The organism is Hymenobacter cyanobacteriorum (assembly GCF_022631375.1).
Classification (GTDB): domain Bacteria; phylum Bacteroidota; class Bacteroidia; order Cytophagales; family Hymenobacteraceae; genus Hymenobacter; species Hymenobacter cyanobacteriorum.
This window is the reverse complement of sequence record NZ_JALBGC010000001.1, coordinates 175,442-189,285: the sequence shown is the minus strand read 5'-3', so window position 1 is coordinate 189,285 and position 13,844 is coordinate 175,442. Positions and strand designations below refer to the sequence as shown.

At 60.0% G+C, this 13,844-nt stretch carries 18 protein-coding genes; 9 read left to right on the top strand and 9 right to left on the bottom strand.

Annotation, left to right across the window (positions count from 1 at the left end):
- Nucleotides 1–33 precede the first annotated feature (33 nt).
- From MON38_RS00875 to MON38_RS00865, 3 genes are all read left to right on the top strand, one after another.
- Complete coding sequence (locus MON38_RS00875) at nucleotides 34–948, top strand: hypothetical protein (protein WP_241934244.1); 915 nt, start codon at nucleotides 34–36, stop codon at nucleotides 946–948.
- A 305-nt stretch (nucleotides 949–1,253) separates the two neighbouring features.
- Nucleotides 1,254–1,790 (top strand): dCTP deaminase, encoded by a 537-nt coding sequence (gene dcd, locus MON38_RS00870; protein WP_241934243.1) that lies wholly within the window; start codon nucleotides 1,254–1,256, stop codon nucleotides 1,788–1,790.
- 132 nt (nucleotides 1,791–1,922) lie between these two features.
- Nucleotides 1,923–2,468 (top strand): hypothetical protein, encoded by a 546-nt coding sequence (locus MON38_RS00865; RefSeq protein WP_241934242.1) that lies wholly within the window; start codon nucleotides 1,923–1,925, stop codon nucleotides 2,466–2,468.
- Nucleotides 2,469–2,589: 121 nt separating this feature from the next.
- On the opposite strand, the gene gldC is transcribed toward MON38_RS00865, so the two are convergent.
- Entirely contained in the window at nucleotides 2,590–2,925 is a 336-nt protein-coding gene (gene gldC, locus MON38_RS00860; RefSeq protein WP_241934241.1) for a gliding motility protein GldC, read from the bottom strand.
- A 121-nt stretch (nucleotides 2,926–3,046) separates the two neighbouring features.
- Nucleotides 3,047–4,171, bottom strand: a complete 1,125-nt coding sequence (dnaN, locus tag MON38_RS00855; protein WP_035567181.1) for a DNA polymerase III subunit beta — start codon at nucleotides 4,169–4,171, stop codon at nucleotides 3,047–3,049.
- Nucleotides 4,172–4,322: 151 nt separating this feature from the next.
- Between dnaN and MON38_RS00850 the strand changes: the two genes are divergently transcribed.
- Nucleotides 4,323–4,502: a hypothetical protein gene (locus MON38_RS00850; RefSeq protein WP_241934240.1), complete on the top strand. Its 180-nt coding sequence runs from the start codon at nucleotides 4,323–4,325 to the stop codon at nucleotides 4,500–4,502.
- Nucleotides 4,490–4,783, top strand: coding sequence for a type II toxin-antitoxin system RelE/ParE family toxin (locus MON38_RS00845; protein ID WP_241934239.1), 294 nt, complete (start codon nucleotides 4,490–4,492; stop codon nucleotides 4,781–4,783). The genes MON38_RS00850 and MON38_RS00845 overlap by 13 nt, the downstream gene beginning before the upstream one ends.
- Here MON38_RS00845 and MON38_RS00840 read toward each other — a convergent pair.
- The 5 genes from MON38_RS00840 to MON38_RS00820 form a co-directional block, all read right to left on the bottom strand.
- On the bottom strand, nucleotides 4,780–5,040 hold the full coding sequence (locus tag MON38_RS00840) for a hypothetical protein (RefSeq protein WP_241934238.1): 261 nt from the start codon (nucleotides 5,038–5,040) through the stop codon (nucleotides 4,780–4,782). The genes MON38_RS00845 and MON38_RS00840 overlap by 4 nt on opposite strands.
- Before the next feature lie 45 nt (nucleotides 5,041–5,085).
- Complete coding sequence (gene gldG, locus MON38_RS00835) at nucleotides 5,086–6,816, bottom strand: gliding motility-associated ABC transporter substrate-binding protein GldG (protein WP_241934237.1); 1,731 nt, start codon at nucleotides 6,814–6,816, stop codon at nucleotides 5,086–5,088.
- Nucleotides 6,816–7,541 (bottom strand): gliding motility-associated ABC transporter permease subunit GldF, encoded by a 726-nt coding sequence (gldF, locus tag MON38_RS00830; protein ID WP_241934236.1) that lies wholly within the window; start codon nucleotides 7,539–7,541, stop codon nucleotides 6,816–6,818. Before gldF ends, gldG begins: the two co-directional genes overlap by 1 nt.
- A 145-nt stretch (nucleotides 7,542–7,686) precedes the next feature.
- On the bottom strand, nucleotides 7,687–8,595 hold the full coding sequence (gene gldA / locus MON38_RS00825) for a gliding motility-associated ABC transporter ATP-binding subunit GldA (RefSeq protein ID WP_241934235.1): 909 nt from the start codon (nucleotides 8,593–8,595) through the stop codon (nucleotides 7,687–7,689).
- A 91-nt stretch (nucleotides 8,596–8,686) separates the two neighbouring features.
- The gene (locus MON38_RS00820) at nucleotides 8,687–9,379 is read right to left on the bottom strand and encodes an SDR family oxidoreductase (protein ID WP_241934234.1); all 693 of its coding nucleotides are present in this window, start codon (nucleotides 9,377–9,379) and stop codon (nucleotides 8,687–8,689) included.
- A 42-nt stretch (nucleotides 9,380–9,421) separates the two neighbouring features.
- Between MON38_RS00820 and MON38_RS00815 the strand changes: the two genes are divergently transcribed.
- Nucleotides 9,422–10,204, top strand: coding sequence for a GIN domain-containing protein (locus MON38_RS00815; protein ID WP_241934233.1), 783 nt, complete (start codon nucleotides 9,422–9,424; stop codon nucleotides 10,202–10,204).
- A gap of 24 nt (nucleotides 10,205–10,228) precedes the next feature.
- Nucleotides 10,229–10,669 carry a GldL-related protein gene (locus MON38_RS00810; RefSeq protein ID WP_241934232.1) on the top strand — a complete coding sequence of 147 codons (441 nt, stop codon included), beginning with the start codon at nucleotides 10,229–10,231 and terminating at the stop codon, nucleotides 10,667–10,669.
- Nucleotides 10,670–10,676: 7 nt separating this feature from the next.
- Here MON38_RS00810 and MON38_RS00805 read toward each other — a convergent pair whose 3' ends face one another.
- Complete coding sequence (locus MON38_RS00805) at nucleotides 10,677–11,399, bottom strand: SDR family oxidoreductase (protein WP_338423742.1); 723 nt, start codon at nucleotides 11,397–11,399, stop codon at nucleotides 10,677–10,679.
- 100 nt (nucleotides 11,400–11,499) lie between these two features.
- Between MON38_RS00805 and MON38_RS00800 the strand changes: the two genes are divergently transcribed.
- Nucleotides 11,500–12,231: an MlaE family ABC transporter permease gene (locus MON38_RS00800; protein ID WP_241934231.1), complete on the top strand. Its 732-nt coding sequence runs from the start codon at nucleotides 11,500–11,502 to the stop codon at nucleotides 12,229–12,231.
- Between the two features lie 90 nt (nucleotides 12,232–12,321).
- A complete protein-coding gene (locus tag MON38_RS00795) occupies nucleotides 12,322–13,137 on the top strand; it encodes an ABC transporter ATP-binding protein (protein ID WP_241934230.1) in 816 nt (271 codons plus the stop codon).
- A gap of 140 nt (nucleotides 13,138–13,277) precedes the next feature.
- On the opposite strand, the gene MON38_RS00790 is transcribed toward MON38_RS00795, so the two are convergent.
- Nucleotides 13,278–13,805 carry a YfiT family bacillithiol transferase gene (locus MON38_RS00790; protein ID WP_241934229.1) on the bottom strand — a complete coding sequence of 176 codons (528 nt, stop codon included), beginning with the start codon at nucleotides 13,803–13,805 and terminating at the stop codon, nucleotides 13,278–13,280.
- Between the last annotated feature and the right edge of the window lie 39 nt (nucleotides 13,806–13,844).

Here is a 13,844-nt window from a genome sequence, read left to right as displayed (position 1 = left end):
GCATCGCGCAACCTTGCGCTTTACCTTTGCCCGATGTTGAAACTCCGTCTGCTTGCCCTTTTTCTGCTGTTTACAACGCTGGCCCACGCCGAAACCCCGGCCCAGGCCAACAAGCGCCTCTTCGATAAAACCATTGATGAGCTGAACTTCCGCACCATGGAAACGGTGTACGACAAGTCGTTCACCCGGGGCAAGTTTCCACTCACGTTGCGCACCGCCGCCGCCCGCCGCAGCTTCGACGGCTTCGGGAGCAATACTGCACTCAAGCAGCTGTTTCTGAACTATAACGGCATTGCCGAGCGCTACAAAAACCGTTTCGGCAATGGCTCGCTCACGCTGGCCGAGTTCGACAAGCAGCTGAAATCGGTACTGCTGGATAAGAACTTCGAGTTCTTCATCCACAACCTGCCGCGCGACGAGCGGGTGGCCCTCATCCGGGCCGAGCAGCGGCTCATTCAGCAGGCCAGCGCCCAGTTCAACGACTCCGGTGCGCCCGCCGATGCCTTGCCCGCCGCCACCAACGAGGCCCAGCCCGAGGCGCCCGTGACGGCCCCGCTCACTACCAACGGCAACGATGGCAGCGACGGCTCCGCCGCCCCCGAGCCCGCCGCCACGGCCGACAACGAAGAAGCGCCCCTCACCAGTGCGCCCGCCGAGCCCGTCGGCCCTGCGCCACGCCACGACTGGGTCGACTATCTCACGCTGCTGCTGAGCCTGGGCAGCGCCGGCCTGCTTTTTTATTTGGTTACCAACGTTCTGCCCGGTTTAAGCCGCCGCATCAACAACCTCGCGCCCGACCCCGAGCCGGAGCCCGAACCCCGCAGCCTCGCCAGCCGTCTGCGCCCCACGCGCCGCCCCGGCCTGCGCGAGGACCGCTACGAAGACGACGAGGATGAGGACGAAGCCGACGGCGAGCCCGCCGCGCCCTACCGCCACGACGACGACTAAACGGGCGGTCATGCAGAGCGCAGCGGAGCATCTCGCGTGCCACCACTAATTCTTACGATTGATTTACTACCACACGCGAGATGCTTCGTTGCGCACCCGCTGGCCGCAGTTTAGCGCGCAGCGCATAACTGCAGGCCCTTCGTAACGCGAGTTTGCAACTCGCTGCCGCAAAGCAGTAATCTCAACTTGGCTGCCAATCGGCGAGTTGCAAACTCGCCTCACCCAAGGCCAGCAGTTACGCGCTGCGCGCTAAACTGCGGCCAGCACTACCCGCTTCGCATTATCAAAATCACCACTCCAACTACATGATTCTCACCGACCAGCAAATCCTCGCGGAAATCGAGAAAGGCACCATCGTTATCGAGCCTTACGACCGCAGCTGCCTGGGCACCAATTCCTACGACGTGCACCTCGGCCCGTATCTGGCCACCTACCGCGACGCGGTGCTGGACGCGCGCAAGCACAACGAAATCGACCATTTCGAAATCCCCGAAGAAGGCTTTGTGCTGCAGCCCGGCAAGCTTTACCTGGGTGTAACGCAGGAGTATACCGAAACCCACGCTACCGTACCCTTCCTCGAAGGCAAGAGCAGCGTGGGCCGGCTCGGCATCGACATTCACGCCACCGCCGGCAAGGGCGATGTGGGATTTTGCAACTACTGGACACTGGAAATCAGCGTGTCGATGCCCGTGCGCGTGTACCGTCACATGCCCATTGGCCAGCTCATCTACTTCACCGTGCAGGGCGACGTGAACAACTACTACAACCGCAAGCAGAACGCCAAATACAACGACCGCACCGACCGCCCGGTGGAGTCGATGATGTGGAAAAACCAGTGGTAGGGTATAGCCAACGCGCTATACTGCAAAGCTGAACCCGAACCGCAGCAAGCTTTTCTACGTTATCCGAGCGTTACCGGGCTGCCGCTGGCTGGCCCGGTCCTTGCGTAAGTGTCCTACCAAAACCCTACGACCATGACGACGAAAACAGCTTTTGCTTCTTTGGTGCTGGCGCTGCTGGCTGGCGCCGCCTCGGCTCAGCAGGCCCCCAACTCCCCGGTTGCCGTGCAGGACAAAACCCAGCCCAGCAACCGCCTCAACCCCACGGCCTCGCGCGCCGACCAGCTCAGCAACCAAATGGTGCGCGACCTGCGCCTCAACGGCTACCAGGCTGCCAAAGTCCGCGCCATCAACGCCGACAAGGTGGCGAAAATGGCCGCTATCCAGCGCAAAAACGCGGGTAACCAGCAGTTGATTGACGAGCAGTGCAACGGCGTGTGCAAGGAACGTGACAAGGAATTCCAGGATTTCCTCAGCACCGACCAGTACAGCACGTACTACGGTGCCCGCAACGCCTACAACAGAATGGGCCGCGACTATGCCGCCAGCGCCTCCAGCATCCTGCTGACCGATGCGGTGCAAAATCCGGCTCCCTCGCGGGCCAATGATGCCTCAGTGGGCCCGGCCGCTGCCAAGCCTGCTAACCGCCCCGCTGGCAACTTAGGCCGCAACGCTCGATAGGTTTATAGCGCACAATTCAGCCTGCGTCCCGCATATAAAAAGCCCCACTGGATATTTCCAGCGGGGCTTTTCTATGTTACTCAATTCAGCCAATGCACCATATGAAGCATGTACAATATGCTTACTGGCCTTGTTCCTGCTTGTCGAGGTAGTCCGACAACTCCTTGCACAGCGCGCGCATCTTGGCGGCCATTTCCTTGTCGTCAGTCGCCGTGACGATGTTCTCGGCCATCGAGCCAATGTTGTCGACCACGAAGCGCTTCATCTCGTCCACGGGCATGTCCTTGGTCCAGAGGTCGATTTTCATGGTGCCGGCCTGCTCCCGGTCCCACAGCGCGATGTTGATAGCCTTGGCGAAGTGAATATCTGGCCCCGCATCGGTGGCCGACCAGCTGATGGCCTCCGGCACTTTCTTGTCGTCGAGGGCAATGCTGAAGCGAATTTCTGATTTTTTCATATTTGGGTAAAAATGTGTCATCCTGAGCGTAGCGAAGGACCTTATCCAGTCAGAACGTTTGTCGTTCAGCGGTTATAAGGTCCTTCGCTGCGCTCAGGATGACAGTTTTGGAGGCAAAAAGTTAAACGTAGTTGTTCAGCATCACCGGCATCACCAGCATCAGGATGCTTTCGTTGTCGTCGGGGGTGGTGGGCATCAGCAGGCCAGCGCGGTTGGGCGTGCTCAACTCCAGGGTGATTTCCTCAGAGTCGATGTTCGACAGCATTTCGAGCAGAAAGCGGGCGTTGAAGCCGATTTCCATGTCCTCGCCGTCGTACTGGCAGGTGAGGGTTTCCTTGGCTTCGTTGCTGAAGTCCAGGTCTTCGGCCGAAACCACCAGCTCGGAGCCGGCCAGGCGCAGGCGTACCTGGTGGGTGGTTTTGTTGGAGTAGATGCTGATGCGGCGCACCGAATTCAGTAGCTCGGCGCGGTTGATGATGAGCTTGTTGGGGTTGCTCACCGGAATTACATTCTCGTAGTCCGGGTACCGCTCGTCAATCAGGCGGCACACGAGGCGCATCTGGTTGAAGGAAAAGAAGGCGTTGCTCTGGTTGAACTCCATCTTCACTGGCGTGGCCTCCGAAGGCAACGTGCCTTTCAGCAGGTTGAAGGCTTTGCGTGGGATAATGAGGTTGGCGGTTTGGCCGGCGCCCACGTCCTGGCGGCGGTAGCGGAGCAGGCGGTGCCCGTCGGTAGCCACGAAGGTCACCTGCGAGTCGGCCAGTTGCACGAGGATGCCGGTCATGGCGGGGCGTAGCTCGTCGGTGCTCACCGCGAAAATGGTTTTGTTGATGGCGCGGGCCAGCGACGACGAGGGCATCTCAATCGGGGCCGAGCCCTTCACCACCGGCACGCGGGGGAAGTCGGCGGCATTCTCGCCGGCCAGCTTGTAGCGGCCGTTGGCCGAGCTGATTTCGATGGTGTAGGTTTCCTCATCCAGCGTGAAGGTCACGGGCTGGTCGGGCAGGTTTTTGAGGGTGTCGAGTAGGATGCGGGCGGGCGCGGCAATGCGGCCGGTGTCGCGCGCCTCTACGGGCAGCTCGGTAATCATGCTCGTCTCCAGGTCGGAGGCAGTGATGGTGAGCTTACCGGCCTCAATCTCGAAGAGAAAATTCTCCAGAATGGGCACCACGGGGTTGTTCGTGACCACGCCGTTGATGCTTTGCAGCTGCTTGAGCAGCGCGGAGGAGGATACGATGAATTTCATGGTGCGAGGCTAGGGCTGGGATTAAGGGAGGGCAAAGATAGGGGGTGCGGTTGGGCTTTGGAAGGGCGGCCGGGATTTGTGAACGGCTATTCCGGCAATGCCGTTTCTTTGAAGGCAGACTGTATATTTAACCAATTAAATAGCCTTCATCATGACCAGAGAAGAAGTAATCGAAGCAATGAATACCCTGCCCGAAAAATTCGACCTTGATGCCTTGGTTGAACGCCTTATTCACGTTGAGAAAGTGGAAGAAGGCTTCGCGGCAATTGAGCGCGGAGAATTCAAGACGCACGAAGAAGTAAAAGATTTAGTGAAGTCATGGCGCAAATAATCTGGTCGAATCCGGCGATTGAGGATTTGCACCAGCTGCGCGAATTTTACTCGCAGTTCTCTGAGGGCTATGCCGACCGGCTTATCGACAAGCTGATTGCGCGAGTGGACATTTTGATAAATTTCCCGCAGAGCGGCCGCATGGCTCCGCAATTCAGGGACGGACTTACGCGGGAATTGGTAAGCGGGGACTACAGCATCATTTACCGTATTCAGAATGCCGATACGGTCACTATTTCCCGGATTCAGAATAATTCTAAGCCGCTTACGAGGCTGAATTAGCCGTGTAGCCACTCCCTTATCTGTACTACAACAGCGAGAATTATTAAACTGGATACCGCCAATGCTCCCAACGCTGCTATCGTATTCGCCAATATAGCACTGCCTGCATTGGCGTAGCTGTCCTCATATTCTTGAGCGAGGGCTTGTGCTACTCGTATTCGGTGGCGAAAGCGTAGCCACAAATACACAAAGCCTATCGGGACAAGTAGCAAACTGGCAAACAGCTGCTCGATGATTCCGGTCAAAAAGTCTTCCATTTTGCTGCGTTTGGTTATGCAGATGGTGAAGCCCGGCTATATCCGTTAGCTCGCAAATCCCGCATACCGCCGCTTGCGCCGCCACGCCCGCACGGCCCCGAAAGCCCCCAGCAGCAGCAGCGGCGCGCCGAGGTTCAGCAGCTGCCAGCGGCGGCGCTGCTCGGCGAGCTTCACTTTGTCGAGGGGGCGGAGGGTGATTTGCTTGCCGCGCACGGCGATGAGGCCGGTTTCGTCGAGCAGGTAGTCGGTGGCGTTGAGGACCAACTCGCGGTTGGCGAATTCGGTGTTGGCGAGGCGGTCGAAGCCCAGGCGGTAGGGGTTGCCGGTTTTGGGGTCGACTTCGGAGCGAATGAAGTCACCGTCGGACACGACCAGAATTTTGCTGGGCTTGGCGTTGGCCGGCTTTTCGGGCTGGAATTGCAGGGTGCCGGGCCGGGCGCGGTTGGCGAAGAGCGAGGTGAACTGCCCTTCGAGCAGGTAGCCCACTGGCTGGAAACCCTTCTGGTAGAGCTTGGGGTTGGGCTCGAGGCGGGCGTCGTTGAAGTTGATGGGCACCGGCGCGGGCAGCACACGAGTGTAGCGCGAGGTGGTCATCAGCGCGGTTTTGCGGATGCCGGTGGCCTTCACCGTGTCAAGGTTGCCCACGAATTTCAGGTACACCGCGTCGAGGTTGCGGGTGATGGGGTGGGGGCTGAACCGGTTGATGAGCGGGTAGAGCTGCCAGGGCATGGGCTCGATTTTGGGCTTGTTGCCGTCCATGCCCGTCACGAGCGGAATCTGGCCGCTGTTCAGGTCGAGGAGCAAGTTCTGGTTCAGGCGCAGGCCGTATTTGAAGAAGAGGTCGTCGAGGTTGAGATTGTAGGGCGTCGCCAGCGAGGCGCCGTTGCGGCTCACGCTGTCGAGGTCGACGCGCAGGGCATCGACGAAGAACATGGCCCGGCCGCCCTGGGTGATGAACTGGTCGAGTTTGAACTTGTCGTCTTCGGAGTAGGGCGTTTTGGGCTGGGCCACCACGATGGCATCGAGGGCGCTTAGGTCCTTCACTTTGCTCAGCGTCACGCGGAACACGTCGTACTGCTGTTGCCAGCTGCCGAGCATGTCGCCGGCCTGCACGTTATCGAGCTCGCCGTGGCCTTCGACCACGCCGATGCGCTTGCGCATGCTCGGCACCAGTCCGCGGATGGTGCTGGCCAGCTCATATTCCAGCCCTTCGATGCTTTGGTTGAGGCGCACTTCGGCTGGGGCGGCCTGGTTGCCGCGCAGCAGCAGTACGTTTTTATCGTGCCCGCCCGAGCTCACCACGGCGTAGGGGAAAATGATTTTCTCGACGCGCTTGCCGTTTTCGGTGGCCCCGAGGTTGGTGGGTTTCAGGCCCTTTTTGAAGAGGGTTTGATAGAAGGCATTGCGGGCGGCTTCGGTGCTGCCGGCGCTGGGGTCGATGAAAATGTAGTTCAGGTTGGCCCCGCCGTACACCTGGAATTCGGTGAGCGTTTCGCGTACGCCCTGCTCCAGGCGGCGGAAGGCGGGCGGGAAGTCGCCGGTGAGGTACACCGTCACGGTGACTGGCTGCTTGAGGTCGCGCAGCAGCTTTTTGGTTGCGTCCGACATGGTGTAGCGCTTTTCTTCCGTCATATCAATGCGGAAGAAGAAGCGCTGGGCAATGAAATTGAACAGCAATAGCCCGCCGATGATGGCGGCGAAGGTGAGCAGGTCGCGCTGCTTGCGCGAGGATGGGGCAGGAACCGCAGCCGGAGTAGTAGTCAACGTATTTTCCATTACCAATTACGACTCCGTAAAGCCAGGCGCGTGGCTTGCAGCGCCACCGCCACCACGCTGAAGAAATAAACCAAGTCCCGCGAGTCAACCAGTCCCTTGCTCAGGTCGCGGTAGTGCGCTGCAATGCCCAGCTGGCTCACATAGTAAGCCGAGCTGCCCTGTAGCACCGAGGCCAGCGAATCGAACCCCGAATACACCAGAAAGCAGCCCACCACGGCCACCAGAAAGGCGATAATCTGGTCGCGCGTGAGGGCCGAGGCCAGCACGCCAATGGCCGCGAACACCGCCGCCAGCAGCGCCAGCCCCAGGTAGGAGCCCACCGTGGCGGCCGAGTCGATGTTGCCCTCGGGACTGCCCAACTGGTACACCGAGTAGTAGTAGAGCAGCGTGGGGACCAGCGCCAGCAGGGCCAGCAGCAGGCAGGCCAGGTACTTGCCGCCGATAATCTGCCCATCCGTCAGCGGCCGGGTGAGCAGCAGTTCGATGGTGCCGGCCTTTTTCTCCTCAGCAAACGTGCGCATGGTGAGGGCCGGAATCAGGAACAGGAAAATCCACGGAGCCAGGTTGAACAGCGTCTGCAGGTCGGCGTAGCCGTAGTCGAGCACGCTGCTATCGGGGAAAACCCAGACGAACAGGCCCGTCGCAATCAGGAATACCCCCAGCACCACGTAGGCTACGGGGGAGTTCAGGAAGGCGTTGAATTCTTTTTGAAGGATGGTGAGCATTCTGGTTTTTTGAACGTCATGCTGAGCGCAGCCGAAGCATCTCTACTGCGCAAGTAATTAATTAGTATTGAGGTAGAGATGCTTCGGCTGCGCGGACGCTAGATGAAGCATGACGTTCCTCTTTGTCGGCTCAGATATCAGTTCATTACTTCGTCAGTTCCCCAAACACCTCCTCCAGGCTCTGCTGCTCCTGCCGCAGCCCCAGCAGAATCCACCCTTCCTGCCCGGCCAGGCGCGACACGGCGGCGCGCACATCGGTGCCCGGCGCGGTGCGCAGCAATACCGCGCCATCGGGGGCCAGCTCAACGTGGCGCACGTTGGGTAGTTTAGCTAACTTGGCAGTGTCTACCGCGCCTTCGAATTCTGCGCGCACCACGGTTTCGCCGGCGGCGCGGGCGGCCAGCTCAGCCACCGGGCTGTCGGCCACCAGCTTGCCCCGGCTGATGATGAGTACGCGGGAGCACAGGGCGGTGACTTCGGGCAGAATGTGGGTGCTGAAAATGACCGTTTTATCCTCGCCCACCTCGCGAATGAGCTGGCGGATTTCCAGAATCTGGTTGGGGTCAAGGCCGGTGGTGGGCTCGTCGAGAATGAGCACGTCGGGGTCGTGGATGAGGGCCTGGGCCAAGCCCACGCGCTGCCGGTAGCCCTTGCTAAGCGCCCCGATTTGCTTGTTCTGCTCGCGGCTAAGGCCCACGCGGCGCACCAGCTCGGCCACGCGGGTACGCAGGCCGGCGCCGCGCAGCCCGTGCACCGAGCCAATGAATTCGAGGTACTCGTGCACGTACATGTCGAGGTAGAGCGGGTTGTGCTCGGGCAGGTAGCCCACGTGGCGGCGCACTTCCAGGCTGTCGGCGAGCACGTCGTAGCCGGCCACGCGCACGGTGCCGGCAGTGGGAGGGAGGTAACCGGTGGCAATTTTCATAGTTGTGCTCTTGCCCGCGCCATTCGGCCCGAGGAAGCCCACGATTTCACCCTTACCCGCCGTGAAGCTGATGTTGTCCACGGCGTTTTGGGTGCCGTAGGTTTTGGTCAGGTGTTCGATTTCTACCATTGGTTAGTTGTCAGTTGTTGGTTGTCAATTGTTAGAGTTTTCGATTGTCAAATTATCAGCGCCTGACAACTGACAACGAGCAACTGACAACTCATTTCACATTCGCCGGCCGCAGCTGAATCTCCGAAATCATCGTCGTGTCCGGTGCTTCAATTGCGTGCACAATGGCGGCCGCAATGTCTTCGGGCTGCATCTTGTGCGGGTCGGGGGTAACACCGGGTTCTTTGCCGTTAAAATTGGTTTCGACCGAGCCGGGCATCACGCACGTTACACGAATACCTGCCGGCCGCAGTTCCTTAAATAACGCATCCGAAAAGCCGCGCACGGCAAACTTGGTGGCGCAGTAGCCCGACATGCCGGCCGTGCCCGCGGTGCCGGCCAGCGAAGCCACGTTCACAATGTGCCCTTGTTTCTGCTGCTTCATTTGCTGCAGCACGGCGCGGGTGCAGAGGAAGGTGCCCAACACGTTGGTGTCGAACATCGTTTTCCAGTCCTCGGTTTTGAAGCCGTCGACATCGCCCATAATGCCCAGGCCGGCGTTGTTCACCAGCACGTGGATTTCGGGGCCCAGCTCGCGCAGGGTGTTAGTGAAGGCTTCGGTGATGGAATGCTCGTCCTGCACGTCGCACTCGAAAAACTGGAACCGGTCGTGCGTCAGGCCCTCGGGCGCGGTGCGGGCCCAGCCGGCCACGGCGGCACCGCGTGCCAGCAGCACTTCCACGGTGGCGCGGCCAATTCCTTTGCTCGCGCCGGTTACGATGGCGACTTTACCGGTGAGGTCCATTTATCTTTGGGAAAAGTAAGAGGGATTATGTGCAATACGAATTTGCGGCCGCAAGTTAGCGGCTTGGGAGGGTTTGGGGTACTGCGCACGATGGGCCGCATCGGTTTCGGCCTCTCATTGAGCCTCGGTTTCAGTACCTGCGGCCCGGGCCATGGCACCGACTGCATCAAGAGCACCGGCACCATTATTACCCAACGGCGCGAGGTAGTGGCGGGCCTTGTTACCGTCACCGCCTACGACAACGTGGACCTGCGTCTCGTGCAGGACACTCAAACCTACGCCGAAGTGCGGGCCGGCGAGAACCTGATTGACGATATCGAATTCACCCGCAAAGGCGATGCCCTCGAAATTGCCAACACCAGCCGCTGCAACTGGGCCCGCAGCTACGACACGCCCCGCGAAGTAACCTTGCACCTGCCCAGTATCACTAACCTGTTTCTGCGTGGGCAGGGCAATGTGAGCACCGTGGGGCCTTTTGTGCAGGACCAGGCCTTCTGCCACCTCGTCGGGGCCGGCGATTTCGACCTCGACTTTCGGGCCCGCTACCTCAACATCGACCAGTACGAGCTGGGCGATTTCAACCTGCGCGGCTCGGTCGACGAGCTCAACTTCACCGTCGGCGGCTCGGGCCGGCTCTTCGCCCAGAGCCTGGCGCTGAAACGCTGCTACTTCAAGATGACGCGCGACAGCGACGGCGATGCCCACGTGCGCCCCACCGACGTGCTCGACGGCCTCGTGGCCGGCACCGGTACCCTTTACTACACCGGCAACCCGCCCGGCGGCGGTGTCCGCATCACCGGCACTGGCGGCAAAAAGCAGGAGTAATTATTTCAACAATCCAAGCCGCGCATGTCTGACTTTATCGCTACTTGGGCCGCCACGCCGCTGGCCATTCTGAAATGGGTGCTGCTGGGCCTGTTGCTCACCAGCAGCGGCATCTGGAACAACACCCGGTTGGCAATTGGGCTCGGCCTGGGGCTGGCATTGGTGGGCGTAGGGGCTTTATTTAAGATTGAACATTGGGTGTTTGGCGACCAGTTGCTTATCGGTGGTGCCCTAGCCGTAGCAATTGCCTACAGCCTCTGGTTTCGCACCAAATCGCAGCGTGAGTTGCTTGACTACCTGAAACTCGCCTGGGTGCTGGCCGCCATGAGCGCCGTGGTGGCCATGTCCCTGTTCCGTCCGTGGCTGAAGCCGCTTGCCAGCATTGCCGAAGCCCTGTTCTGGGCCGTAGCGCTGCTGTTCGTTTACCAACGCTGGATTCGCCGGCCTGCGCCGGATTCCGAATAGCTCGCGCCTACAAGTCGCCCAGCTGCGGCCGAATCAGCAGTTCCTCCACCACGGCGTGGGCCGACATCGAGTAGGCCGCTAATACCGCCTTCGCCACGTCTTCGGCTTGCACGAACCGCTCGCGGGGCAGGTCCACGCCCTCCCAGCTAGCCGTGAGGGTGGGGCCGGGCAGCACCGCCGTCACGCGCACGCCGGCCGGCTTCAGCTCCTCGCGGAGGTTGCGGGTGAAGCCCAGCAGCGCGTGCTTGGCAATGCCGTACGAGCCACCGTTGGGGTAAGCCGTGATGCTGGCCGTGGAGCAGATGGTGAAAATGTGGCCGCGCTGCCGCGCAATCAGGCCCGGCAGCAGGGGCAGGGTTACGTCATAGGCGCTGAGCAGATTCACGGCTAGCATCTGGCGCAGCTGCGAGCCGTCGGCGGGCTCGTCCTGCAGGCGGCCGGGTACGAAGGCCCCGGCGTTGTTCACCAGCACTTCTACCGGCAGCCCCAGCGCCAGCACAAAGGCGGCGAAGCGGGCGCAGTCGTCCGGCTGGCTCAGGTCGGCGGGCAGGGTGTGGAGCTGGGCTCCGGGTAGCTCCGCCGTCAACTCGGCGCTGAGCGCGGCCAGGTCGACGGCCGAGCGGGCGCAGGTGGCAACCGGAAATCCGGCGCGCAGGAAGCGCGCCACCACGGCGCGGCCAATACCTTTGCTGCCGCCGGTCACGACGATTAAATTTTCGTTGGTTTGCACTATCGGTTTGCGTTTTTACGTATGGGGGCCAACCGCCCTTCGGCCCGGTTATCATAACCTGCGGCCCCAAACTTCGGTTTTTATTTCCCAACCTTACTCTATGCTCACCACTTTCGGCTCGTTCGTTCTCTTTCTGCGCGGCATGGTCACGCGCACCGAGCGGCTCAGCGTCCTCTGGAACCGCACCATCGACGAAGCCATCCTCATCGGCGTCGACTCCATTGTCATCGTCTCCATCGTGTCGGCCTTCATTGGGGCCGTTACCTGCGTCCAGATTGCCTATAACCTCACCAACCCGCTCATTCCGCAGTCCACCATCGGCTACATGGTGCGCGAAATGACCATTCTCGAGCTTGCGCCCACCATCACCAGCATCGTGCTGGCCGGCAAGGTGGGTTCCAGCATCGCTGGCGGCCTGGGCACCATGCGTATCACCGAGCAGATTTCGGCCCTTGAAGTTATGGGCATCAACTCCACGTCCTACCTCGTGCTGCCCCGCATTCTGGCCGCCCTCCTCATGTTCCCGATGCTGGTAATTCTGGCCATGTTGCTCTCCATTCTGGGCGGCTACTTGGCTGGCACCCTCACCGGCGTGATGACGGCTCAGGACTACATCGAAGGCATCCGCACCGATTTCATCCCCTACAACATCGTTTTCGCCCTCATCAAAGCGGTAGTTTTCGCTTTCCTCGTGTCGGGCATCTCGGCCTTCAAAGGCTACTTCACCACCGGCGGCGCACTCGAAGTAGGTGCGGCCAGCACCGGCGCCGTAACCAACTCCATCATCGCCATCCTCATCGCCGACTTCGCCCTGGCGGCGCTGCTGTTGTAAGCTTTTAGCTAATAGCCGTTAGCTGTTAGCTGCTCAACTTTTGACTTGAAAAAGCTAATAGCTACCAGCTGTTAGCTAACAGCTAAAAATATGATTGAAGTATCCAATATCGAGAAGTCGTTCAACGGCACGCAGGTGCTCAAGGGCATTTCGTGCGTGTTCGAAACCGGCAAGTGCAACCTGCTGCTCGGCGGCTCGGGCACCGGCAAAAGCGTGCTGCTGCAGTGCATTGTGGGCCTGATGAAGCCCGACATGGGCTCCATCACCTTCGACGGTACCGTTTATACGAACAGTAAAATCGACATCCGGCAGGAAATCCGCCGCAAAATTGGTATGCTGTTCCAGGGCTCCGCCCTGTTTGACTCCATGACCGTGGCCCAGAACGTGGAATTTCCGCTCCAGATGCTGACGCCCGAAATGAGCGTGGAGGAGCGCCGCGAGCGAGTCGAATTCTGCCTCAAGCGCGTGGGCCTTGAAAACGCCGGTAAAAAGATGCCCGCCGAAATATCAGGCGGCATGAAAAAGCGTGTCGGCATTGCCCGCGCCATCGCTCCGCAGTGTACTTATCTGTTCTGCGACGAGCCCAACTCGGGCCTCGACCCGCTCACCAGCATCAAAATCGACGAGCTGATTCACGAAATCACCCACGAATACGGCATCACCACCGTCATCGTGACGCACGACATGAACTCGGTCATCGAAATCGGCGAGCACATCATCTTCCTCCACCAGGGCAAAAAACTCTGGGACGGCACCAAGGATGAAATCCTGAACGCCGAAGTTCCCGAGCTCAAAGACTTTATCTTCAGCAGCAGCCTCGTCCGTGCCGCCAAGCGCATCGACGAAGAAACCGAAGGCGGCATGGCCGCTTTTGCCGAAGGCAGCGAATCGGGCGGCGGCATTTAAAGGAGGCATATAGCTTATACGCAGAACGTCATGCTGAGCGCAGTCGAAGCATCTCTACCGCCATACTAATCTTAATTGGTATGGCGGTAGAGATGCTTCGACTGCGCTCAGCATGACGTTCTATTTTATTCTGCCAAGTTTTATTCCTTCGGCAGCAGTAGCTTCAAATGCCCCAGATGGTGCCGCCCATGCCACGCATACAGCGCCAGCGTCTGCTCCAGCGTGGAGTTGCGCTGGTTGCCAGGATGGAAGAAGGTGCGCTGCCACTGCGCATCGGTAAGGTGATGCAGCAGGTTCACCCAGCGGGTATGCAGCGCCTCCAGCAGCGTCAGCGACACGGTGATGGGCGTCGCGGCCACATCGGGCAACTCGGCCCAGGCGCTTTCCTCATAAGGCTTGATGGTAGGGTTGTCCTCCGTCAGGGCCAGCCGGAAGCGCACGTAGGCATTCATGTGCGAGTCGGCCACGTGATGAATGACTTGCCGGCCGTTCCAGCCACCGGGGCGGTAGGGTTGCTCCAAGCCTACGCCGCCCACGGCCTTTGCGACGGCGGTAAGCTGGGCTGGTAGTTCGGCAATTTGTTGGATGAGTGTGGTGCGCTCGGCGCTGCTTAGCGGTTCGCTCGGTAGCTGCGGCCGACCGATGGGGTATTTCAAGGAGTCGTCCATGAAGGAGTTAAAAATTGAGAGTTAAAAGTGAAAAGCGCG